At 72.6% G+C, this 19,138-nt stretch carries 21 protein-coding genes and 1 pseudogene; 14 read left to right on the top strand and 8 right to left on the bottom strand.

Going from position 1 to position 19,138, the window contains the following annotated elements; genetic code table 11:
- Window positions 1-159: 159 nt before the first annotated feature.
- A complete protein-coding gene (locus ACIRYZ_RS00110) occupies window positions 160-960 on the bottom strand; it encodes a hypothetical protein (protein WP_402937488.1) in 801 nt (266 codons plus the stop codon).
- A gap of 229 nt (window positions 961-1,189) precedes the next feature.
- Here ACIRYZ_RS00110 and ACIRYZ_RS00105 point away from each other — a divergent pair, with 229 nt between their 5' ends.
- Window positions 1,190-1,828 carry an ATP-binding protein gene (locus ACIRYZ_RS00105; protein WP_402937485.1) on the top strand — a complete coding sequence of 213 codons (639 nt, stop codon included), beginning with the start codon at window positions 1,190-1,192 and terminating at the stop codon, window positions 1,826-1,828.
- Window positions 1,829-2,291: 463 nt separating this feature from the next.
- On the opposite strand, the gene ACIRYZ_RS00100 is transcribed toward ACIRYZ_RS00105, so the two are convergent.
- Window positions 2,292-3,110 carry an LPXTG cell wall anchor domain-containing protein gene (locus tag ACIRYZ_RS00100; protein WP_402937482.1) on the bottom strand — a complete coding sequence of 273 codons (819 nt, stop codon included), beginning with the start codon at window positions 3,108-3,110 and terminating at the stop codon, window positions 2,292-2,294.
- Between the two features lie 148 nt (window positions 3,111-3,258).
- Here ACIRYZ_RS00100 and ACIRYZ_RS00095 point away from each other — a divergent pair, with 148 nt between their 5' ends.
- The 5 genes from ACIRYZ_RS00095 (at window position 3,259) to ACIRYZ_RS00075 (ending at window position 7,137) form a co-directional block, all read left to right on the top strand.
- The gene (locus ACIRYZ_RS00095) at window positions 3,259-3,489 is read left to right on the top strand and encodes a hypothetical protein (protein WP_402937479.1); all 231 of its coding nucleotides are present in this window, start codon (window positions 3,259-3,261) and stop codon (window positions 3,487-3,489) included.
- A 63-nt stretch (window positions 3,490-3,552) separates the two neighbouring features.
- A complete protein-coding gene (locus ACIRYZ_RS00090; RefSeq protein ID WP_402937476.1) occupies window positions 3,553-4,854 on the top strand; it encodes an amidase in 1,302 nt (433 codons plus the stop codon).
- Between the two features lie 193 nt (window positions 4,855-5,047).
- Entirely contained in the window at window positions 5,048-5,659 is a 612-nt protein-coding gene (locus tag ACIRYZ_RS00085; protein WP_402937473.1) for a TIGR03086 family metal-binding protein, read from the top strand.
- Window positions 5,660-5,979: 320 nt separating this feature from the next.
- Window positions 5,980-6,801, top strand: coding sequence for an integrase (locus ACIRYZ_RS00080; protein WP_402937471.1), 822 nt, complete (start codon window positions 5,980-5,982; stop codon window positions 6,799-6,801).
- A 12-nt stretch (window positions 6,802-6,813) separates the two neighbouring features.
- Window positions 6,814-7,137, top strand: coding sequence for a recombinase family protein (locus tag ACIRYZ_RS00075; RefSeq protein ID WP_402937469.1), 324 nt, complete (start codon window positions 6,814-6,816; stop codon window positions 7,135-7,137).
- 22 nt (window positions 7,138-7,159) lie between these two features.
- On the opposite strand, the gene ACIRYZ_RS00070 is transcribed toward ACIRYZ_RS00075, so the two are convergent.
- Entirely contained in the window at window positions 7,160-7,501 is a 342-nt protein-coding gene (locus ACIRYZ_RS00070; RefSeq protein ID WP_402937466.1) for a hypothetical protein, read from the bottom strand.
- A 153-nt stretch (window positions 7,502-7,654) separates the two neighbouring features.
- On the opposite strand from ACIRYZ_RS00070, the gene ACIRYZ_RS00065 reads away from it, so the two are divergent.
- Genes ACIRYZ_RS00065 through ACIRYZ_RS00055 form a run of 3 tightly spaced genes read left to right on the top strand, consistent with a single transcriptional unit; the run spans window position 7,655 to window position 10,423 of the window.
- Window positions 7,655-9,028 carry a sensor domain-containing protein gene (locus tag ACIRYZ_RS00065; RefSeq protein ID WP_402937463.1) on the top strand — a complete coding sequence of 458 codons (1,374 nt, stop codon included), beginning with the start codon at window positions 7,655-7,657 and terminating at the stop codon, window positions 9,026-9,028.
- Window positions 9,019-9,663 (top strand): response regulator, encoded by a 645-nt coding sequence (locus tag ACIRYZ_RS00060; protein WP_383706327.1) that lies wholly within the window; start codon window positions 9,019-9,021, stop codon window positions 9,661-9,663. Before ACIRYZ_RS00065 ends, ACIRYZ_RS00060 begins: the two co-directional genes overlap by 10 nt.
- Before the next feature lie 19 nt (window positions 9,664-9,682).
- Window positions 9,683-10,423, top strand: a complete 741-nt coding sequence (locus tag ACIRYZ_RS00055; protein WP_402937460.1) for a DUF4097 family beta strand repeat-containing protein — start codon at window positions 9,683-9,685, stop codon at window positions 10,421-10,423.
- A gap of 69 nt (window positions 10,424-10,492) precedes the next feature.
- On the opposite strand, the gene ACIRYZ_RS00050 is transcribed toward ACIRYZ_RS00055, so the two are convergent.
- Entirely contained in the window at window positions 10,493-10,678 is a 186-nt protein-coding gene (locus ACIRYZ_RS00050; protein ID WP_402937457.1) for a hypothetical protein, read from the bottom strand.
- Between the two features lie 34 nt (window positions 10,679-10,712).
- Window positions 10,713-10,943, bottom strand: a complete 231-nt coding sequence (locus tag ACIRYZ_RS00045; protein WP_402937455.1) for a hypothetical protein — start codon at window positions 10,941-10,943, stop codon at window positions 10,713-10,715.
- Between the two features lie 252 nt (window positions 10,944-11,195).
- Here ACIRYZ_RS00045 and ACIRYZ_RS00040 point away from each other — a divergent pair, with 252 nt between their 5' ends.
- The 3 genes from ACIRYZ_RS00040 to ACIRYZ_RS00030 are packed head-to-tail and all read left to right on the top strand — an operon-like array spanning window position 11,196 to window position 12,844.
- Window positions 11,196-11,363: a hypothetical protein gene (locus ACIRYZ_RS00040; protein WP_402937452.1), complete on the top strand. Its 168-nt coding sequence runs from the start codon at window positions 11,196-11,198 to the stop codon at window positions 11,361-11,363.
- Window positions 11,364-11,409: 46 nt separating this feature from the next.
- Window positions 11,410-12,120: a class I SAM-dependent methyltransferase gene (locus ACIRYZ_RS00035; protein ID WP_402937450.1), complete on the top strand. Its 711-nt coding sequence runs from the start codon at window positions 11,410-11,412 to the stop codon at window positions 12,118-12,120.
- 19 nt (window positions 12,121-12,139) lie between these two features.
- The gene (locus ACIRYZ_RS00030) at window positions 12,140-12,844 is read left to right on the top strand and encodes a hypothetical protein (RefSeq protein WP_402937447.1); all 705 of its coding nucleotides are present in this window, start codon (window positions 12,140-12,142) and stop codon (window positions 12,842-12,844) included.
- 27 nt (window positions 12,845-12,871) lie between these two features.
- Here ACIRYZ_RS00030 and ACIRYZ_RS00025 read toward each other — a convergent pair.
- From ACIRYZ_RS00025 to ACIRYZ_RS00015, 3 genes and pseudogenes are all read right to left on the bottom strand, one after another.
- Window positions 12,872-13,671 (bottom strand): annotated as a pseudogene (locus ACIRYZ_RS00025) (ornithine carbamoyltransferase); the annotation flags it as partial.
- Between the two features lie 48 nt (window positions 13,672-13,719).
- Window positions 13,720-14,688 carry a pirin family protein gene (locus ACIRYZ_RS00020; RefSeq protein WP_402937444.1) on the bottom strand — a complete coding sequence of 323 codons (969 nt, stop codon included), beginning with the start codon at window positions 14,686-14,688 and terminating at the stop codon, window positions 13,720-13,722.
- 196 nt (window positions 14,689-14,884) lie between these two features.
- The gene (locus ACIRYZ_RS00015) at window positions 14,885-15,388 is read right to left on the bottom strand and encodes an SseB family protein (protein WP_387618890.1); all 504 of its coding nucleotides are present in this window, start codon (window positions 15,386-15,388) and stop codon (window positions 14,885-14,887) included.
- Window positions 15,389-15,604: 216 nt separating this feature from the next.
- Between ACIRYZ_RS00015 and ACIRYZ_RS00010 the strand changes: the two genes are divergently transcribed.
- Window positions 15,605-17,434, top strand: coding sequence for an acyl-CoA dehydrogenase (locus tag ACIRYZ_RS00010; protein WP_387618887.1), 1,830 nt, complete (start codon window positions 15,605-15,607; stop codon window positions 17,432-17,434).
- Window positions 17,435-17,685: 251 nt separating this feature from the next.
- Complete coding sequence (locus ACIRYZ_RS00005) at window positions 17,686-18,999, top strand: M18 family aminopeptidase (protein ID WP_402937439.1); 1,314 nt, start codon at window positions 17,686-17,688, stop codon at window positions 18,997-18,999.
- Window positions 19,000-19,138 lie beyond the last annotated feature (139 nt).

The raw sequence follows: 19,138 nt of genomic DNA, 5'->3' as shown, positions 1-19,138 counted from the left end.
GCCCCCCGCCCGCCCCCGCCCCCCCCGCCCCCCCCCCCGCCCCCCCGCCCCCCCCGAGCCTGGGGCCGCCGTCCCTGTGGCGGACGGGAACGGCCCGGACACCGCGCACCTCACCGCGAACCCGGTACGGCCCTTCGGGCACGCACGGGGAACACCGGGTCAGTACGCGAGGGCCCCGCACGGCGGACCGCGCCGCACCACGCTGTGCCGCAGCACCACACCGGCCGGAAGCAGGCCCTCGCCGCCCCTGGCCCCGAACCGGCGGGCCGGACCGGCCACGCCGAACAGGCCGCGCAGCAGCGCGGCCACCAGCACGAACGCCGAGCGCAGCGGTGCCGCCCAGTGCTCCCGGGCCGCCGACGCGGCCACCCGCACCAGCCGCCACAGCGCCGCCTCGCCGCGCCGCAGCCACCAGCCCGCCACCAGCGCGGCGGCCAGGTGTCCGGCCAGCATCGACGGCGTCATCCCGAACACGCCGCCCTGCCACCAGGGCGCGACGGCGTACGCGTGCGGGTCCAGGCCCGCCGAGGAGACCAACTGCTCGGGGGACGTACCGCCGGGCAGGCCGATCAGCGTGCCCGGGCGGGCCTCGTTGCAGATCAGCCGGCCGGCCGCCTGCGGCATGGTCATCGCACCGTGGTGCATGCCGCCGCTGCCGAGGCCGTGGAAGAGGCAGTGCAGTCCGAGCTGCCCCGCGCCGAGCGCTCCGGCGATGGCCGCCAGCGAACGCTCCCGTCCACCACAGGCCATCGCGAGCACCAGCATCGCGGCGAAACCCGTCGCCAGCGCGACCGGCGGCACGTCGCCGCCACCCGACAGGGCGTGCCCGGCGGCCGCTATCAGCGTGCACACCAGCGCGAACGGAACCGCCCGGGCAAGCCGCAGATCCCAGGCGGCGACCCCCACCGGCCGGACCGGTACGGAGGCGCCCGGGACGGGGGCGGCGGGGAGGGCAGTCATGGCCGGGCCATCATCTCATCGCGTACACCGCCGGCACCGGCAGGGTGGGAAATCCCTACGAATGCCCCGTTCAGCGGCGGCGTGCACCACCGGGTGTGCGCCCTTCGGCACACACCCCGTCCCCAGTCCATCCGCCGAACGGGCGGTAGCCGCCCCCGGGCACGGTTCACCGCCGAATCGCCCGGAGATACCTAGTTGTATGTGGAGCCGCAGCCAGGAGGGACCTCCCGTGGACATCTGGTGGACTCTGCACCTCAAGCGCGACCCGGCCAGTGTTCCGCTGGCCCGGCGCATCCTGCTCGGTGCCATGGCGACGGCCGGCGTCGACCCGCAGATCGCCGACGACCTCGGCGTCGCCCTCACCGAGGCCTGCGCCAACGCCGTCGAGCACGGCGTCACCGGCCGGCCCGACGACGGCTTCCAGGTCACCGCCTCGATCAGCGGCGACCGGCTGCGGATCGAGGTCACCGACTCCGGCCCCGGCCTGCCGGTCCCCGCCGCCCCGCTCGCCCGCCGCCCGGTCACCCCCACTCCGGTCCGTCCCGCCGCGCCCGGCCGAGGGCCCCGCCGCTCCCGCCGGGGCCGCGCCACCGTCCCGGCCCGCGTCCTCACCGCCCACCGCCCCCGCCGCGACGGCCACCCCTACGACACCCACGTCCTCCCCTGCCGCCCCTCGGCCCCCACCCTTCGCCCGGTCGACCTCGACACCCTCCCCGACCTCACCGCCGAATCCGGCCGCGGCCTCTTCCTCATCCACGCCCTCACCGACCACGTGCAGCTCCGCAACCACCCCCTCCGGGGGGCCATCGTGAGCTTCGACAAGATCCTCAAGTGGCAGGACGGCGCCTTGCTGAGGGCCGTTTCCTGACCCGCCGCCGCGTCGCCGCTCCACGGCCGGACCGGGCCGGTCACGTCTCGCGCGTCCTCGGGTGCTGCCGTGGCCGCCGGAGCACGGCGACCACGGCGAACCGGGCGTTTCGGCAGCGGATCCGCGTCCGCGTGCGGGTTCGGCGGCGGGCCGGGCACAGAGCAGCGGTCCGTCGGTCGTCGCGCTGCTGCGCCGCGCCTTTCCGCCCTGCGGCCGGAGCTCTCGGCCACCGGGAGCGGCGCTCCGGCCCTCCGCCCACCGCTGTGCCGTAGGGCCGGTCCTCACACTCCCGCCTGCGGGGCGACGCTCCCCCAGCCTTCGGCCGGGAGCTGCCCCCACCGCAGTGGCTCCCTCCTCCGCCCTGCGATGCACGCACCCCGACGCCGCCCCGCCCGCCCTCCGGGCGGACGACGGGAGTTCGAAGACCGGCCGTAGGGGCACGCGGCTCCGTACCACCCGGCGGTCAGTCCTCGGTGGGGCGGCGGCGGGTCAGGAAGACGAGGGTGGCGCCGAGGAGGACGGCGGTGGTGCCGGCGATGGCGAGGGGGCGGCTGGCGGTGCCGGCGCCGGTGTCGGCGAGGTGGGCAGGGTCGGCGGGCGGGGTGGTGGGGGTGCGGTTGGTGGCGGCGTAGGTGAAGGCGGCGGTGAGCTGGGGGCAGGTGTACTTCTTCGCCGGGGCGGAGCCGGACGGAAGGACCTCGGACTTGGCGGTGAAGGTGAGGCGGTGGTCGCCGAGGCCGGTGGCCCGCAGCTGGAGGGTGAGCTTCTGGCCCGGGGCGAGCTGGTAGGTGCCGGCGTTGGTCGGCGCCCCGGAGACGGTCAGGGGCTTCCAGGCGCCCTCGGGGGCGCGCAGTTCGGCGCTGAGGGCGCTGCCGCCGTCGGCGAGGGCGACGGTGGTGGCGAGTTCCTTGACCGTCGTGGTGCTGATGTTGTCGAAGGTGACCGCGAGCTGCCCCGGGGTGGTGCTGCTGCCGGTGACCGGCATCGTGACCGCCATCGGGCCCTCCGGGCACTCGGCGGCGGAGCTGGCGCCGGTCGGGGTGGCCGAGGGCGTCGCAGTGGGGGCGGCGCTGCCCGACGGGGCGTCCGTGGGGCCGGTCGTGGCACTCGGGGTCGGGGCGGACGGCGTCACCGAGGGCGTCAGTGACGGCGTCGCCGAGGTTGCCGACGGCGCCGACGTGGGCGAGGAGTCGGCGGCGAGGGCGGGGACCGTACCGAGGGCGACCGGGCCCGCGGTGAGCACGAGGAGGGTGCAGGCGGCGGGAAGGCGGGCGGGTCGCATCGATGGCTCCAGCGGTCGGGTCGGGTGTGCGCTCTCCGGGGGAAGACCACCGAGGGGCGCGAACGGTTGTCCGCCCCCTCGGGTTCATCCCGCGAGGGACGCGGGCCCCCGGTTGCCGGGCTCCGGAGGCGGTCGGACGATGGGGTGCATGATGCACCAGATGCGAGCCGAGTACGGCGCCGACGGTGAGGCCGGCGGGGTGCGGCTGTGGCACATGGTCCGGGGTGCGCAGAGCGTGGCGATGTGCGGCCGCGAGCTCGACCCGGGGGCGCCGGTGCGGGAGGCGGTGGACTGGGGGCGGACCCCCGAACTGTGCTGCCACACCTGCGGGGCGTACTTCCTGCGCGAACAGCCCTACCTGGCGGCCGAGCACCTCTGAGGCCGGCGGGCCGGTGAAGCCGCTGAGGCCGGCGCCGTCGTGATCGGCGCTACCGTGCTCGGCATGGAGCAATCTCTCGTCCGGCCGCGGCCGTTGACCCGTGCGGCCGCCGAGCTGCGAGCCGGTGCGCCGGGCCTGCCCGAGTACGTGGACCGTTTCTGCGCGCTGGTCGAGCGGGTGGATCCGCTGATCCACGCCTTCGTGTCGGAAGCCGGGCGGCACGACCGACTTCGGGCGCGGGCACGGGAGTTGGCCGCGCGGTACCCGGAGCCGGCCGGGCGGCCGCCGCTGTACGGGGTGCCGGTGGGGGTCAAGGACATCGTGCACGTGGACGGGCTGTCCACGCACGGTGGATCCGCCCTGCCGCCGGGGGTGTTGGCGGGCCCGCAGGCCGTGGTGGTGGACCGGCTGCTGGCGGCGGGGGCGATGGTCGCGGGCAAGACGGTGACCGCCGAGTTCGCGGCCAGCGCCCCGGGCCCGACCCGCAATCCGCACCATCCGGGGCACACCCCGGGCGGTTCCAGCAGCGGTTCGGCGGCGGCGGTCGCGGCGGGGCTGGTGCCGTTGGCGATCGGCACCCAGACGGTCGGTTCGGTGATCCGCCCGGCCGCGTACTGCGGGGTGGTGGGGTTCCGGCCGACGTACGGGCGGATCCCGATCACGGGCGTGATCCCGAATGCGCCGAGCTTCGACACCCTGGGGGTGTTCACCGCCGATCTGGCGGGTGCGGCGCTGGCGGCCTCGCTGCTCTGTGACGACTGGCGGACCGGCCCGGTGCCGGACACGCCCGTGCTCGGCGTGCCGGACGGCCCGTACCTGGAGCGGGCCGAACCGGCCGCGCTGCGCGTCTTCGAGGAGCGGGTGGAACGGCTGGAGCGGGCCGGTGCGACGGTGCGCCGGGTGCCGTTGTTCACCGACTTCGCCGAGATCGTCCGGCAGTTGCAGACCGTGAACCGTTTCGAGCTGGCCCGCAGTCACGCCGACTGGTTCGCCCGGTTCGGCGGTCTGTACCGGCCGGAGACGGTGGCGAGCATCCGGGTCGGCCAGGGCGTGGCGGCCGAGGACCGGGCCGCCGCGCTGGACTTCCGGGAGCGGCTGCGCGAGCGGGTGGCGGCGGCGACCGCCGAAGCCGGGGTGGACCTGTGGCTGGCGCCCTCGGCGACCGGAGGTGCGCCGGAGGGCCTGCACAGCACCGGGGACGCGGTGATGTCGCTGCCGTGGAGCTTCCTCGGGCTGCCCGCGCTGAGCCTGCCGGCCGGCCGGACCGCGGCCGGGCTGCCGCTCGGCCTGCAGGTGGTCGGCGCGGCGGGTGGCGACGAGCGGCTGCTCGCCCAAGCTGCCGCGCTGGAAGGGGCGTTGGATTGAGGGGTGTTGGATTGAGGGGCGTTGGACTCAACGGCGTCCCGCCGGTCCAGGCGCGCCGGCTGCAGCGGGCGTACCGGGAGCGGCTCGACCTGGTGGTGACCCGGGGGCTCGGCCGCCGGCGGATTATCGGGGAACCGACCGTCGTTGATCAGGTGATCGGATTCATTTCCGCGGGACTGGGGGTAACTGCCGCATGAAGATCGTCGAACTGCACGCACGGGCCATGGAGTTGGCCGCCGAGGTGGTGGACACCGTACGGGCGGACCAGCTGGACCTTCCCACCCCCTGTGCCGGCTGGACACTGCGCCGACTGCTGGAGCACTGCGCCGGCCAGCACCAGGGCTTCGCCGCGGCCGCCCGCGGCGCCGGGCCGGACCTCGCGCTGTTCGCGGACGCCCCGGTCGACGCGGACCCGGCGGGCGTCTTCCGCCGGACCGGCACCGAACTCACCGCCGCCTTCCGGGAGGCGGCCGCCGTCGAGCGGGCGCTCTGGCTGCCCGAGATCCGCGACAGCGGCCCGTTCCCGCTCGCCCAGGCGGTGGGCTTCCACCTGCTCGACACCCTGGTGCACGGCTGGGACGTCGCCGCCGCGCTCGGCAGCCCGGACGCCCTGGTCGCGGCGGTGGACGGCGACGACGCCCTGGCCGACGCCCTCTCGGCGGTGACCGAGGCGGTCCCGAACACGCCGGAAGCCCGGGCGCCCGGCCGGGCCTTCCGCCCGGGCCTCGAACCCGGCGGCGGCGCCGGCCGGTTCGACCGCGCCCTGGCGCTGCTCGGCCGCGACCCGGCCTGGCGGGCCTCCTGACTAGGCCTTCCGCTCCCGCTTCTCGTCCGGGAAGCGCGGACCGCCGATCAGGAAGAACAGCGCAGCGGTCGGAAAGCCGAGCGCGGCGGCCAGCAACACGATGAACTGCCAGAACATCTTCCGCTCCTCGTCAGTCCCGGGTCGGTCGGACACCCGAAGGTGGTCCTAAACCCGACCAGCCCTGATCGGCCGAATTGTCCGGTCGTTATCCGACGGTATGGCTGAATCGCCCTCGATGCCACCGGACAACGGGCCCCGGCCCGCGTCACACCGACGCACGGGTCTGGGCGCGGGCCGGGGGCGGCGGCCACACTGTCGGGATGCAGCTACAGCTCGCAGGGGAAGCACGACGGCCCGACCGGGAGAGCGAGGACTTCGCGGCGGCCTCGCCGGAGGCGCTGGTCCTGCTGGACGGCGCGAGTTCGCCGGCCGGTCTGGAGTCCGGGTGCCGGCACGGAACGGCCTGGTACGTCCGCCGGCTGGGGGTGCACCTGCTCGCCCGGCTCACCGACCGCGTGGACCGCTCGATCGCCGAGTGCCTGGCCGATGCCATCGTGGAGACGGCCGCGCTGCACGGCGGCCGCTGCGACCTCGCCCACTCCAACACGCCCGCCGCGATGGTGGTCGCGGCCCGGCGGCACGGCGAGTCGCTGGAGTACCTGGTGCTCGGCGACTCGCTGCTGGTCCTGGAGTTCAAGGACGGCCCGCCGAAGGTGATCGGGGACAACCAGCGCTTCCCCGGCGGGGAGGGGCTGCGCCGCCAGGTCTGGGCGACCGTCCCGGGCTCGGCCGAGCGGACCGCGCTGCACCTGGAGTACGTGCTGGCCGTGCGCGCCGCCCGCAACCGGGGCAGCGGGCCGTGGATCGCGGCCGCCAGCCCGCGTGCGGCCGAGCACGCCGAGACCGGCTTCGTCCGGCTGGACCGGCTGCACGCGCTGGCCGCGCTCACCGACGGCGCCTCGCGCTACACCGAGCGCTTCGGGCTCGGCAGTTGGGGCGATGTGCTGCGGCTGCTCGCGGAGTCCGGCCCGGGTGAGCTGATCGCCCAGGTCCGCGAGGTGGAGCGGGCGGACGCCACCTGCGAGCGCTGGCCGCGCGGCAAGACCCACGACGACGCCTCGGCGGTCTACGCACTGCTGTAGCCGGGCCTACGGGTGGAGACGAAGCGGCAGGAGGACGAAGCATCTTCGCTCTGCCGCGGGAGGTCGAGAACGACCGCGAGGCCGGGCGACAACAGTGGGTCAATTCGCCGGCCTCGCAGCGATGTCCTCGATGGCTCCCCGCGCCCGGACCGGACTCTCGCTCGATCTCCCGGTATCACCTACTACGAGGACCTCGGCATCTCGGCGTTCACCGGGGCGGAGCGTCCCGACTCCGAGAAGCTGCTGCAGGACTGCCGTGTCGGCAAGATCAACCTGCTGATCGTCTACTGCATCAGTCGGTTGTCCCGCCTCGAACCGGAAGGCGCGCGGTCGTGACCGAGCACTCGGTCGCGGCCCGTTACGAGCGGCGCGGGATCCGGGCGGTCCGTGACAGCGACACGCAGATGACGGAGGTGGCGGCCCACACCAGGGGGACTGTCCACGGGCTCCACCACATGAGCGCCGGCGAGACGGCCGCGGCCGCCAGCAGCGCGACGGTGACCGGCAGCACAACGTCGCGCCGGTACCGCCTCAGCGGCTCGCCGAGGACCTCTTCGACGACCTCTTCGACGATCTCTTCGACGATCTCGGCGACCCGGTCGTCGATGGTGTCCCCGTAGTGCACGAGGAACTGCTCGATGTCGTCGGTCCTGCCGGCCGGGCAGGGGCGGCCGGCGGCGCTCGAGTGTCGATCGGTCATTTCCCCACGATGTCGCACCGGGCGGCGCCGGGTCGGCAGCGTGAACCCACCGGCCGGACGGGGGGTAAACCCTACCCCCGCCAGTGGGCTCTCCTCGCTGCCGACGGGTGGTCGGGTTGGGTACCGTCCCCTTGTCGAATCGAGGTGCGGACGGTGACCTGGTCGCCGCCCGCACTGCCCACGAGAGCGGGTCTGAAGCAGTTGACCGAGTACATCGCCGGCCGTGCCACCGGCAGAGCCCGGACGGACGCTCGGTCACCCCGCGAGGTGGTGCCGGGCAATCCGCTGCGCGCGCTGGCCTCCCCCGTGCTGTGGCGGGCCTCGATCCACCTGGTACTTGACGGTCTGGTGGCGCTGGCGGGACTGGTCGTGCTGGTCGTGCTGCTCGTCGCCGTCTGCCTGGCGCCGGCCGGCCTGGTGGGCCTGCCGGTCACGGTGGCGGCGGGGTGGGCGCTGTTCCGGCTGGCCGCCGTCGAGCGCGCCCGGTTCGCCGTGACCTGCGGGCTGGAGCTCGACGAGCTGCCGGCGCCGGTCTGTTCGTGGCGGTTGGCAAAGTCGCTGCAGTCGCTCGTCCACAACCTCTGCACCTGGCGGCTGATCGGCTACTTCGTACTGCTGATGCCGGTGGCGGTGGTGACCGTGGTCGGGGTGGCGCTGATCTGGGCCGTGCCGCTGACCCTGGTGCTGCTTCCGGCCTACTACCGGGGCCTGCCCGGCGGGCAGGCCCAGCTCGGGCCGTTCTTGGTGGATTCCCTGCCCCGGGCGCTGCTGGTCGCGGCGGTGGCGCTGCTGGTCGGCACGGTCCTCTCCCCGCTGATCGTCAAACTCCTGCTGGCGCTGGACACCGCGCTGGCCGTCGCACTGCTCTCCCGGCCCCGCGGCATGGAACTGGAGCAGCGGGTCATCGATCTGACGGAGAGTCGAGCCCGGGTGGTGGACGCCGCCGAGGCGGAGCGCAAACGGATCGAGCGGGACCTGCACGACGGTGCCCAGCAACGGCTGGTGGCGATGTCGATCACCCTGGGCCGGGTCAGCTCGCGGTTGAAGAAGTCCGGTGACCACGAGACCAACAAGATGGTCGAGGACGTCCGGCGGGAAACCCTCAGCACCATCGCCGAGTTGCGCAACCTGGCCCGTGGCCTGCACCCGCCGGTGCTGACCGACCGCGGCCTGGAGGCGTCGCTCTCCGCCGTCGCCGCGCTGGCTCCGGTGCCGGTGCGCCTTGACGTCCTGGTGGAGCCGCGCCCCTCCTCCACCGTCGAGGCGGTCGCCTACTTCACGGTGACCGAGGCGCTCACCAATGTGGCCAAACATGCTCATGCGACCCGCGCTTGGGTGGAGATCCGGCGGGAGGGCGCCCGATTGGACATTAAGGTTGGCGATGACGGGCGTGGCGGAGCCGACCTTGCGGCCGGCACGGGTCTGACTGGTCTGGCGGACCGGGTGTCCGGGGTGGACGGGCGGTTCCGGCTCAGCAGTCCGGTGGGTGGACCGACCGTGATCGAGGTGGAATTGCCATGCGGGTAGTGCTGGCCGAGGACTCCGCGCTACTGCGCCAGGGCATCGAACTGCTGCTCAGCGAACAGGGGATCGAGGTGGTCGCCGCGGTCGGCGACGGGGAGCAACTCCTGCGCGCGGTGGCCGAACACCGGCCGGACGCCTGTGTGACGGACGTCCGGATGCCGCCCACCTTCCTGGACGAGGGCCTGCGCGCCGCACTGGCGGTACGCGCCCGCTGGCCGGAGACCGGCGTCCTGGTGCTCTCCCACTACGTCGAGGAGCGCTACGCCATCGACCTGGTCAACACCAATGACAACGGGGTCGGTTACCTGCTCAAGGACCGGGTATCGGACGCCGAGGAGTTCGTGGACGCGCTGCGCCGGGTCGCCGCGGGCGAGACGGTCCTCGACCCGGAGGTGGTCAAGCAGTTGCTGGCCGGCAGTCGGCAGCGGGATCCGCTGTCCACCCTGACGCCGCGCGAACGGGAGGTCCTCACGGCCATGGCGGGGGGCCGTTCCAACGCCGGGATCGCGGCCGATCTGGTGATCGGTACGGCGGCGGTGGAGAAGTACATCCGCAGCATCTTCGTGAAATTCGATCTGCAGCAGGAGGCGGGAGACCACCGCCGCGTGCTCGCCGTTCTGCGCTACCTGGGAGCTTGAGATCAGTACCACACCGAGGATGCGCCGCGGATTCCTCCTCGTAGGGCTGGCCGTCCTCGTCACGGTCGTCGCCGTGGCCAGTTGGGGTGTGGTCGCCTTGCTTCCGGCGCACCACCCGTACAGCGGCAACTGGCAGCAGGACGCGGCCGGCGCCGGCCAGGTGACGGTCCAGACCGACGGACTCGACGTGACGCTCAGTCAGGACGGCTCCTCGCAGGTCGCGGTGGCCATGAGCGGCAGCTACGCGGGCCATGTCCCGCAGGTCTCCGTCACCCGGTCCGGGTCGGACGTCACGGTCACCGCCGGCTGCTCCGACGACTGCTCGGAGCACCTGCAGATCACGGTGCCGGCCGGCCTGGCCGCGCAGGTGAGCACCGGGGACGCCGGGATTCGGGTGAAGGGCCTGACCGGCCGGCTGGATCTGACCACCGGGCCGGGCGGGGTCGAGGTGGACCAGTCGTCCGGCCCGCTGACCGTGCGGAGCACGTACGGCGCGGTGACCCTCGCCGACAGCAGCGCCCCGAACGCCGAGGTCACCACCGACGGCGCGGTCAGCGCCTCCTTCACGGCGGCACCCGCCTCCCTGAAGGTCACCACGGGCTACGGCGGGGTCGACCTCAAGGTGCCTCACGACGCCACCTACCACGTCGACGCGCAGAGCTCCTGGTCGTCGCCGAGCGTCTCGCTGCCGAACACCGCTACGGACGCGCCGCACAGCGTGGTGGTGAAGACCACACGCGGCGACATCACGGTCCACTGAGCACGCCCGTGCCGCGAACGACGGTGGCGTCCCCGGGAGATCCCGGGGACGCCACCGTCGTTCGGACGATCAGCCGGCGACCAGCGAGGGGTCGACGACGATCTTCGCCCGGGCTGCCGACTCCAGGCCGTACTCGACCAGCTTGACGTCGGACTTGATCTGTTCGGCCGGGATCTCCAGGTAGTAGGCGGCCCGTTCGGTCAGCCACTGGGCGAGCTGCTGGACCTCGGGGGCCGGTTCCATGGACGTGGTCATGAGGGTTTCCTTCCGAAACGGGGTGCCGGGGGGATCACGGATGCCGGGGTGAGTCCAGCGAGGAGGCGAAGTCGGCCAGTGCGGCGGTGACTTCCCAGTTGCGGTGCAGGTTCCGGTACCAGTTGAGGCCGCCGGTGAAGCCGGTCGCGGCCAGCGCCTCGGCGTAGACGGCGATGTCCTGCTCGGTCAGCCACCCGGGCAGCCGGTCCGGCTCCGGGCAGCGGTCGAGGAAGCCGCGGGCCGCTGCCGCCCCGGGCGACACCACCGGCGCCACCGCCCCGCCCGACAACAACGGCTGGGACTGACAGGTGGGTTATCCCTACCCCGGTTCGGTGGGCTGGCCACGTGTCCGGCCCGGCCGAACTGCTGTTGGCTGGAGGGCAGATGGTCGGTGCGGGGCGGCGCAGGTGCGCCGCCCCGCAGTGCCACCGCGAACCACCGGTGAAGGCCATCGGCCTTCCCGAGAACGAGGAGTGGAACGATCAATACCTCAAGCCGCACCGTCCGACGGTGCACCATGACGACCGGCGACGGCACGGTCGACCTCGCGGTGCCCTCGAGCACCGGCTACCGGATCGACGCCCACAGCCGCAGCTCCGCGCCGCAGATCGACCTGCCGAACTCCGACGGCGCGTCGGCCTCCCTCACCGTGGCCGCCTCCAACGGCGGCATCCACATCCACTGAGCGGGCACCACCGCCCCACGCCGACGACCAACGTTGGAGAAGAACCATGCGCCACCCCTCCTCACCCCTGCGCGTCCCGTTCGGCAAGGCCGGCATCTGGGCCCTTGCGGGCGCCTCGGTCACGGCCGCGGCCACCGCCTGGTGGGTGACCGACTCCGCGCCGTACCCCTACGCGCAGCACCGACTGCTCGACCTGCCACTGCCGTTCCTGTCCTGGGAGCGGCTGGCCGAGCAGCTCCAGCCGCTGCCGGGCGAGCGGATGCTGGAGATCGGTCCCGGCACTGGGCTGCAGTCGCTCCAGGTGGCGCCCCGGCTCGGCGCCGACGGCCGGCTGGACATCGTCGACATCCAGCAGGAGATGCTCGACCACGTGATGCGCCGGGCCGCCGGATCCGGCCTCGACACCATCGTCCCCGCCCTGGCCGACGCGCGCGAACTCCCCTTCGACGACGCCACGTTCGACGCCGCCTACCTGGTCACCGCGCTGGGCGAGATCCCGGACGTCCCCGCCGCCCTGAGCGAGCTGCGCCGGGTCCTCAAGCCGACCGGTCGCCTGGTCGTCGGCGAGTTCTTCGACCGCCACCAGATCCGCCCGGCGACCCTGGCCCGGCACGCCAACGCCGTCGGCCTGCACGTCATCCGGCAGTCCGGACCGGCGCTGGCCTACTTCGCGCTGCTGCGGCCGTGCACCTCGGGCTCCGACGGCCGGCCGCACGCCGGTGCCGCGGACCGGTGTGCGGCCACCATCGACTCCTGACCGGGACTGGAGGACCGTCGTGAACAATCCCGGCATCCGGTGCGCGGCCGAGAGCGAGTGGGGCCTGCTCTACCGCCGGGCGCGCGCCCGGCTGCGGGCCAGGGGCGCCGCCGCACTGACCCTCACCGTGGTCTCCAGCTGCCTGGTGCTGCTGTTCGCGGCGGTCGACGAGTTCCCGAGCGGGGCGGCCTTCGTCTCCCGGATAGGCGTGGTCCGGGCCACCGAGCCGTGGGACGTCGCGCTACTGCGCTTCCCGGTCTCGATATTCGTGCCGGCCCTGGGCCTGCCGGTCTGGGGGGCGCTGGCCCAGGTGTTCGTGGTCTTCGCGATCGCCGAGCTGACCCTCGGCCCGTGGCGCACGCTCGCCGTCGGGTACACCTGCTCGCTGGTGGGCACCTGCTACGCGCGCTTCGGGGTGTCCCGGCCGCCCGGCCACCTGCTCCACCTGCCCGCCGCATTCGCCCAGGTCCGGGACACCGGGCCGTCGGCGGCCGTGATCGGGCTGGGCCTGCTGGTCGCCTGGCGGTTCGGGGCGCGCTGGACCGCGCTGGGCGTGGTGCTGCTGACGGCCGCGATCACGGCGGTGGACCCGGAGTTGGCGGGTTACGAACACATGGCCGCGCTGGTGACCGCCGCCTTGCTGCTGCTCGCGGACGGGGTCGCCCGCAGGCTGGCCGCCCGCGGTGCGCACGGCTCCGCCGCCGTGACACCCCGGCTGCGGTGACCTGACCGGCGACCGGGGCGGCGACGCTCACACCCGGCCGGCCGGCTCGCCCCGACCGCGCAGGCACCACTCGAGCACCGCCATGGCGCTGTGCAGCTTGTGACCGGCCTGCCAGAACGCGATGCTGGACGGGCCGTCGAGCACATCGGCGGTGACCTCCTCGCCGCGGTGGGCGGGCAGGTCGTGCATGAAGACCGCCGACGGGTAGCGGGCCATCAGCTCGGCGTTGACCTGGAAGGGCGCGAAGACCTCCCGCCAGTTCGGGTCGGGCTTGCTGGTGCCGGTGGTCTGCCAGCGGGTGGTGTAGAGACGTCGACCCGGTCGGGCAGGTGGGCCGGGTCGTGCCGCTCGGTGACCAACGCACCGTTTCCGGCGGCGAGTTCGCCGGCCCGGTCCAGGTAGTCCGTCGGGAGCCCGTAGCCGGCGGGGGTGCGCAGGTGGAGCTCGGTGTCGGGGAAGCGGCTGAGCGCGAGGGAGAGCGCGGTAGCGGTGTTGTTGCCCTCGCCCAGGTAGAGCACCCGCAGACCCTCGATCCGCCCGAAGTGCCGCTGCAGGACAGTGAGATCGGTGAGCGCCTGGGTGGGGTGCTCCTCGGTGCTCATGGCGTTCACCACCGGCATCCGATCCCGGCCGGCGATCGCCCGGAGGTCGGCGGTGGCCTCGGAGGTCCGGGTGACGAACGCGTCGATCATGCGGGAGAGGACCTCGCCGGTGTCCTCCAGCGACTCGTTGGTCACCAGCTGCAGGTCGTCGGGCTGGTAGGTGAGCAACCGGGCGCCCAGGCGCGGCGCACCGCTGGAGAAGGCCGTACGGGTGCGGGTGGACGAATTAGGGCCCGGACCGGTCGTACCGGTCCGGGCCCCTGCGTCGTGGGGTCAGCGTCCCAGGTTGGTGCCGGCCGGGATGCTGCCCAGGCGGCCGGCCTGGAAGTCCTCCATGGCCTGCTGGAGTTCGCGGTGGCTGTTCATCACGAACGGGCCGTACCAGGCGACGGGTTCGCGGATCGGCAGGCCGCCGAGGAGGACGACCTCGAAGTTGGCGCTGCGCGAGTCCTGGCTCTCGTCGGCGCGGATGGTGATCGAGTCGCCGTCGCCGAAGACCACGGCCTGTCCCATGTGGAACGGGCGGCGCTCCTGGCCGGCCGAGCCGGTGCCGGCCAGGCCGTAGGCGAGGGCGTTGAAGTCCGAGCGCCAGGGCAGGGTGACCTGGGCGCCGGGGCTGACCGACGCGTGGATCATCGTGATCGGGGTGTGGGTGGCGCCCGGGCCCTGGTGGCCGTCGATCTCGCCGGCGATCACCCGCAGCAGCGCACCGCCGTCCTCGGTGCTGAGCAGCTTGACGCTGCCGCCGCGGATGTCCTGGTACTTCGGGGCGATCATCTTGTCCGAGGCGGGCAGGTTGACCCACAGCTGGAGGCCGTGGAAGAGGCCGCCGGACATCACCAGCGACTCCGGCGGGGTCTCGATGTGCAGCAGACCGGAGCCGGCCGTCATCCACTGGGTGTCGCCGTCGGTGATGGTGCCGCCGCCGCCGTGCGAGTCCTGGTGGATGAAGGTGCCGTCGATGATGTAGGTGACCGTCTCGAAGCCCCGGTGCGGGTGCCAGGGGGTGCCCTTGGGCTCGCCGGCCGCGTAGTCCACCTCGCCCATCTGGTCCATCATGATGAACGGGTCGAGGTACTTGGTGTTGATCTTGGCGAAGGCGCGGCGGACGGGGAAGCCCTCGCCCTCGTAGCCCTCGGGCGCGGTGGCCACGGTGCGGACGGACCGGGCGCTCGCGACGGCCGGGTCCGGCGTGGTGACACGCGGAAGGGTCAGCGGGTTGTCGACGGTCACGGCGGGCATGTCGGCCTCCTTCGGGGGGTCTCTGGCCTACGTCCACGAGGATAGTTCAATGCTCAACAACAAGCAAGTTGAAAATTGAACTATGTAGTGACGGGAAACCTGCTCCTCTCCAGGATGGGTCAGCGCCGCGCGTCGCGCACCGCGTGGGGCGGCTCGGCCGCCCGCGAGGCGGTGGCCGACGGCCGTGGAGCGGTCGTCAGCCGTACATCCGGCGCATGGTGAAGTCGACCATCTGCTCGACCGCCTTGGCGTCGAACACCATCCGGTGCTCGCCCTCCATGTCCAGCGCGAAGCCGTAGCCGGTCGGCAGCAGGTCCAGGACCTCGGCGCCGGTGACGGTGAAGTGCTTGGAGTCCTTGCCTGCGTAGCGGCGCAGCTCCTTGAGCGAGCTGAACATCGGGATCACCGGCGTCGGGGTGTTGTGCAGCGCGAGGAAGCCGGGGCGGTCGCCGCGCGGGCAGTGCACCTTCGAGGTGATGAAGATCGCCTGGAAGTCCTCGACCGCCATCGAGCCGGTGGTGAAGGCCCGGACGGCGTCCGCCAGCGACGGCGGGGAGGGTTCGGGGTACAGCGACTGCTGGGACGCCTGCCCCTGCGCGCCGTACGCGTCGGGTCCGGGCATGCCGCTCATGCCCGGCTGCGGACCCGCCTGCTGCTGGTAGGGGTCACCCGGGTATGCGTTCTGGTCATATCCGTACACACGGACAGGCTAGCGGGAGCGCACCCGCCCGCGCTGGCGCCGATCCTGACAAGGAGTGGTCGTCCCGGCTTGTGGGACGTGACCACGTTCATAGGTGATTCATCCCCAGGGGCTTGCCCAAGTTACCGCTGGGTAGCATCATGATGCCTACTGGTGGGTACGGGGCGCCCGAAACGAGGCGGTCACCCGGAAGCGACGAACCGGAGAAAACAGGCCATGGGTCACTACAAGTCCAACCTGCGGGACGTGGAGTTCAACCTCTTCGAGGTGTTCGGTCGCGACCAGGTGTACGGCACCGGACCGTTCGCCGACATGGACGTCGAGACCGCGAAGAACATCCTGAGCGAGATCTCGCGCCTCGCCGAGAACGACCTCGCCGCGTCCTTCGTCGACGCCGACCGCAACCCGCCGGTCTTCGACCCGGAGACCAACACCGCGCCGATCCCGGCCACGTTCAAGAAGAGCTACCAGACCTTCATGGACGCCGAGTGGTGGCGCCTGGGCATCCCGGAGTCGATCGGTGGCCAGGTCACCCCGAACTCGCTGATCTGGGCCTTTGCCGAGCAGATCCTGGGCTCCAACCCGGCCATCTGGATGTACTCCTCCGGCCCGGCCTTCGCCGGCGTCATCGCCGAGGAGGGCACCGAGGAGCAGCTCGAGGTCGCCAAGCGGATGACCGACCGCCTGTGGGGCTCCACCATGGTCCTCACCGAGCCCGACGCGGGCTCCGACGTGGGCGCCGGCCGCACCAAGGCGATCAAGCAGGAGGACGGCTCCTGGCACATCGAGGGTGTGAAGCGCTTCATCACCTCGGGCGAGCACGACATGTCCGAGAACATCATCCACATGGTGCTGGCCCGCCCCGAGGGCGGTAAGCCGGGCACCAAGGGCCTGGGCCTGTTCATCGTCCCCAAGTTCGACTTCGACTGGGAGACCGGCGAGCTCGGCGAGCGCAACGGCGTCTACGCCACCAACGTCGAGCACAAGATGGGCCTCAAGGCCTCGAACACCTGCGAGATGACCTTCGGTGCCAAGCACCCGGCCAAGGGCTGGCTGCTCGGCGAGAAGGTCGACGGCATCCGCCAGATGTTCAAGATCATCGAGTTCGCCCGCATGATGGTCGGCACGAAGGCCATCGCCACCCTCTCCACCGGCTACCTGAACGCCCTGGAGTACGCCAAGGAGCGCGTGCAGGGCGCCGACATCTCGCAGTTCCTGGACAAGACCGCCCCGCGCGTCACCATCACCCACCACCCGGACGTGCGCCGCTCGCTGCTGACCCAGAAGGCCTACGCCGAGGGCATGCGCGCGCTGGTCCTGTTCACCGCGTCCACCCAGGACGACATGATGGCCGCGAAGCTGCGCGGCGAGCGCGACGAGGCCGCCGAGCGCCTCAACGACCTGCTCCTGCCGATCGTCAAGGGCTACGGCTCGGAGAAGTCCTACGAGCAGCTCGCCCAGTCCCTGCAGACCTTCGGTGGCTCCGGCTACCTGCAGGAGTACCCGATCGAGCAGTACATCCGCGACGCCAAGATCGACACCCTGTACGAGGGCACCACGGCGATCCAGGGCCAGGACTTCTTCTTCCGCAAGATCGTCAAGGACGGCGGCCAGGCGCTGACCGCCCTGAACGAGCAGATCCAGAAGTTCCTCGGCTCGGAGGAGGGCGGCGACGCCCTGGCCGCCGAGCGCAAGCTGCTCGCCACGGCCGCCGGTGACCTGGAGGCCATCATCGGCAAGCTGCTCGCCGACCTCTCCTCGGTCGAGCAGGACGTCAAGAACATGTACAAGGTGGGCCTCAACACCACCCGCCTGCTGATGGTCTCCGGCGACGTCGTGGTCGGCTGGCTGCTGCTGCGTCAGGCCGCGGTGGCCCTGGCCAAGCTGGAGGCCGGCGCCTCCGAGAAGGACGTGCCGTTCTACCAGGGCAAGGTCGCGGCGGCCCGCTTCTTCGCCAAGAACATCCTTCCGACCGTCGCTCCGCAGCGGGCGATCGCCGAGGGCATCGACAACGAGATCATGGAGCTGGCGGAGGAGGCCTTCTAGGCCGCACCCCCTTCTGACCGCCTGACGAAACCCTCACACCGAAGGGCCCGGCTGCCACCGGGCCCTTCGGTGTTGTCCGGGTGCTCCGCAGAGCCCCGGACGGTGGGGAGTTGGGCGCGTGCGGACCCCGGATGTGTCCGGGTTTTCCGCCCGGATGAGCTTCCGAATGCCATGTCCGTGTACGGGCATATGCTCAAGGTGCGAAGCCGACTCCCCATCCGGCTTCGGCCCTCCCTCGACCCAGGAGCAGTATGTCGACCGCCGCCCGACAGGCATTCTTCGACCGGACGCACACCGACGATCTGATCGCGTTCCTCGGCACTTCGCCGTCCCCGTACCACGCGGTCGCGAGCGCCGCCGAGCGCCTGGAGAAGGCGGGGTTCCGTCAGGTCGCCGAGACGGACGCCTGGGACGGGGCGGCCGGGGGGCGCTTCCTGATCCGCGCCGGCGCGCTGATCGCCTGGTACCTGCCGGAAGGGGCCGGCCCGGAGACGCCGTTCCGCATCGTCGGCACCCACACCGACTCGCCGAACCTGCGCGTCAAGCCGCTGCCGGACACCGGCTCGGCGGGCTGGCGGCAGGTCGCGGTGGAGATCTACGGCGGGGTGCCGCTGAACACCTGGCTCGACCGTGACCTCGGCCTGTCCGGCAGACTCGCGCTCAAGGACGGCAGCGCGCGGCTCGTCCAGCTGGACGAGCCGCTGCTGCGTGTCCCCCAGCTCGCCATCCACCTGGACCGCCAGGTCAACGACGGCATGAAGCTCGACCGGCAGCGCCACGTCACCCCGATCTGGGGCCTCGGCCCGGTGGACGAGGGCTCGCTGATCGGCTACGTCGCCGAGCGGGCCGGCCTGGCCGTCGAGGACGTGGTCGGCTGGGACCTCATGACCCACGACGTCCAGCCCGCCTCCTACCTGGGCCGCGACCGGGAGCTGCTGGCCGCCCCGCGGCTGGACAACCTGCTGTCGGTGCACGCGGCCACCGCCGCGCTCGCCGCCGTCGCCACCGCGGCCGCCGAGGGCACCGTCGAGCTGCCGTACATCCCGGTACTGGCCGCCTTCGACCACGAGGAGACCGGCAGCGAGTCCGACACCGGCGCCCAGAGCCCGCTGCTCGGCAACGTGATCGACCGGACGATCCACGCCCGTGGCGGCAACCCGGAGGACCGCGCCCGGGCGCTGGCCGGCACCGTCTGCCTCTCCTCGGACATGGGCCACGCCGTCCACCCGAACTACACCGAGCGGCACGACCCGGGCCACCACCCGATGCCGAACGGCGGGCCGATCCTCAAGGTCAACGTCAACAACCGCTACGCGACCGACGGCGTCGGCCGGGCGGTGTTCGCGGCCGCCTGCGAGAAGGCCGGCGTGCCGTGGCAGACCTTCGTGTCCAACAACGCCATGCCCTGCGGGACGACCATCGGCCCGATCACGGCGGCGCGGCTGGGCATCAAGACGGTGGACTGCGGCATCGCGGCGCTGTCCATGCACTCGGCGCGCGAGCTGTGCGGGGCGGAGGACCCGTACCTGCTGGCGAGCGCGATCAAGGCGTTCCTGGAGGGCTGAGGCTCCCGGTGAAGAGGGCGGGGCCCGGCGGACGTCACGTCCGCCGGGATCCGAGCGTCCAGTCCCCGTGTGCCGCCGCCGCCACCGCGAGCATGCTGGTGGTGTACCAGGACCTCGGCTACCGGCGGCTGGTGGACCA

The sequence above is a fragment of the Kitasatospora sp. NPDC101155 genome, assembly GCF_044768305.1.
Lineage (GTDB): Bacteria > Actinomycetota > Actinomycetes > Streptomycetales > Streptomycetaceae > Kitasatospora.
Note: the sequence above shows the minus strand (reverse complement) of the source record. Positions and strands in the feature narration are given on the sequence as shown.

Bases quoted from the DNA above. Each gene is read 5' to 3' on its own strand.
- ACIRYZ_RS00110 (WP_402937488.1), bottom strand. From the start codon at position 960: ATGACTGCCCTCCCCGCCGCCCCCGTCCCGGGCGCCTCCGTACCGGTC.
- ACIRYZ_RS00100 (WP_402937482.1), bottom strand. From the start codon at position 3,110: ATGCGACCCGCCCGCCTTCCCGCCGCCTGCACCCTCCTCGTGCTCACC.
- ACIRYZ_RS00095 (WP_402937479.1), top strand. From the start codon at position 3,259: ATGATGCACCAGATGCGAGCCGAGTACGGCGCCGACGGTGAGGCCGGC.
- ACIRYZ_RS00090 (WP_402937476.1), top strand. From the start codon at position 3,553: ATGGAGCAATCTCTCGTCCGGCCGCGGCCGTTGACCCGTGCGGCCGCC.
- ACIRYZ_RS00085 (WP_402937473.1), top strand. From the start codon at position 5,048: ATGAAGATCGTCGAACTGCACGCACGGGCCATGGAGTTGGCCGCCGAG.
- ACIRYZ_RS00080 (WP_402937471.1), top strand. From the start codon at position 5,980: ATGCAGCTACAGCTCGCAGGGGAAGCACGACGGCCCGACCGGGAGAGC.
- ACIRYZ_RS00070 (WP_402937466.1), bottom strand. From the start codon at position 7,501: ATGACCGATCGACACTCGAGCGCCGCCGGCCGCCCCTGCCCGGCCGGC.
- ACIRYZ_RS00060 (WP_383706327.1), top strand. From the start codon at position 9,019: ATGCGGGTAGTGCTGGCCGAGGACTCCGCGCTACTGCGCCAGGGCATC.
- ACIRYZ_RS00055 (WP_402937460.1), top strand. From the start codon at position 9,683: ATGCGCCGCGGATTCCTCCTCGTAGGGCTGGCCGTCCTCGTCACGGTC.
- ACIRYZ_RS00050 (WP_402937457.1), bottom strand. From the start codon at position 10,678: ATGACCACGTCCATGGAACCGGCCCCCGAGGTCCAGCAGCTCGCCCAG.
- ACIRYZ_RS00040 (WP_402937452.1), top strand. From the start codon at position 11,196: ATGACGACCGGCGACGGCACGGTCGACCTCGCGGTGCCCTCGAGCACC.
- ACIRYZ_RS00035 (WP_402937450.1), top strand. From the start codon at position 11,410: ATGCGCCACCCCTCCTCACCCCTGCGCGTCCCGTTCGGCAAGGCCGGC.
- ACIRYZ_RS00020 (WP_402937444.1), bottom strand. From the start codon at position 14,688: ATGCCCGCCGTGACCGTCGACAACCCGCTGACCCTTCCGCGTGTCACC.
- ACIRYZ_RS00010 (WP_387618887.1), top strand. From the start codon at position 15,605: ATGGGTCACTACAAGTCCAACCTGCGGGACGTGGAGTTCAACCTCTTC.
- ACIRYZ_RS00005 (WP_402937439.1), top strand. From the start codon at position 17,686: ATGTCGACCGCCGCCCGACAGGCATTCTTCGACCGGACGCACACCGAC.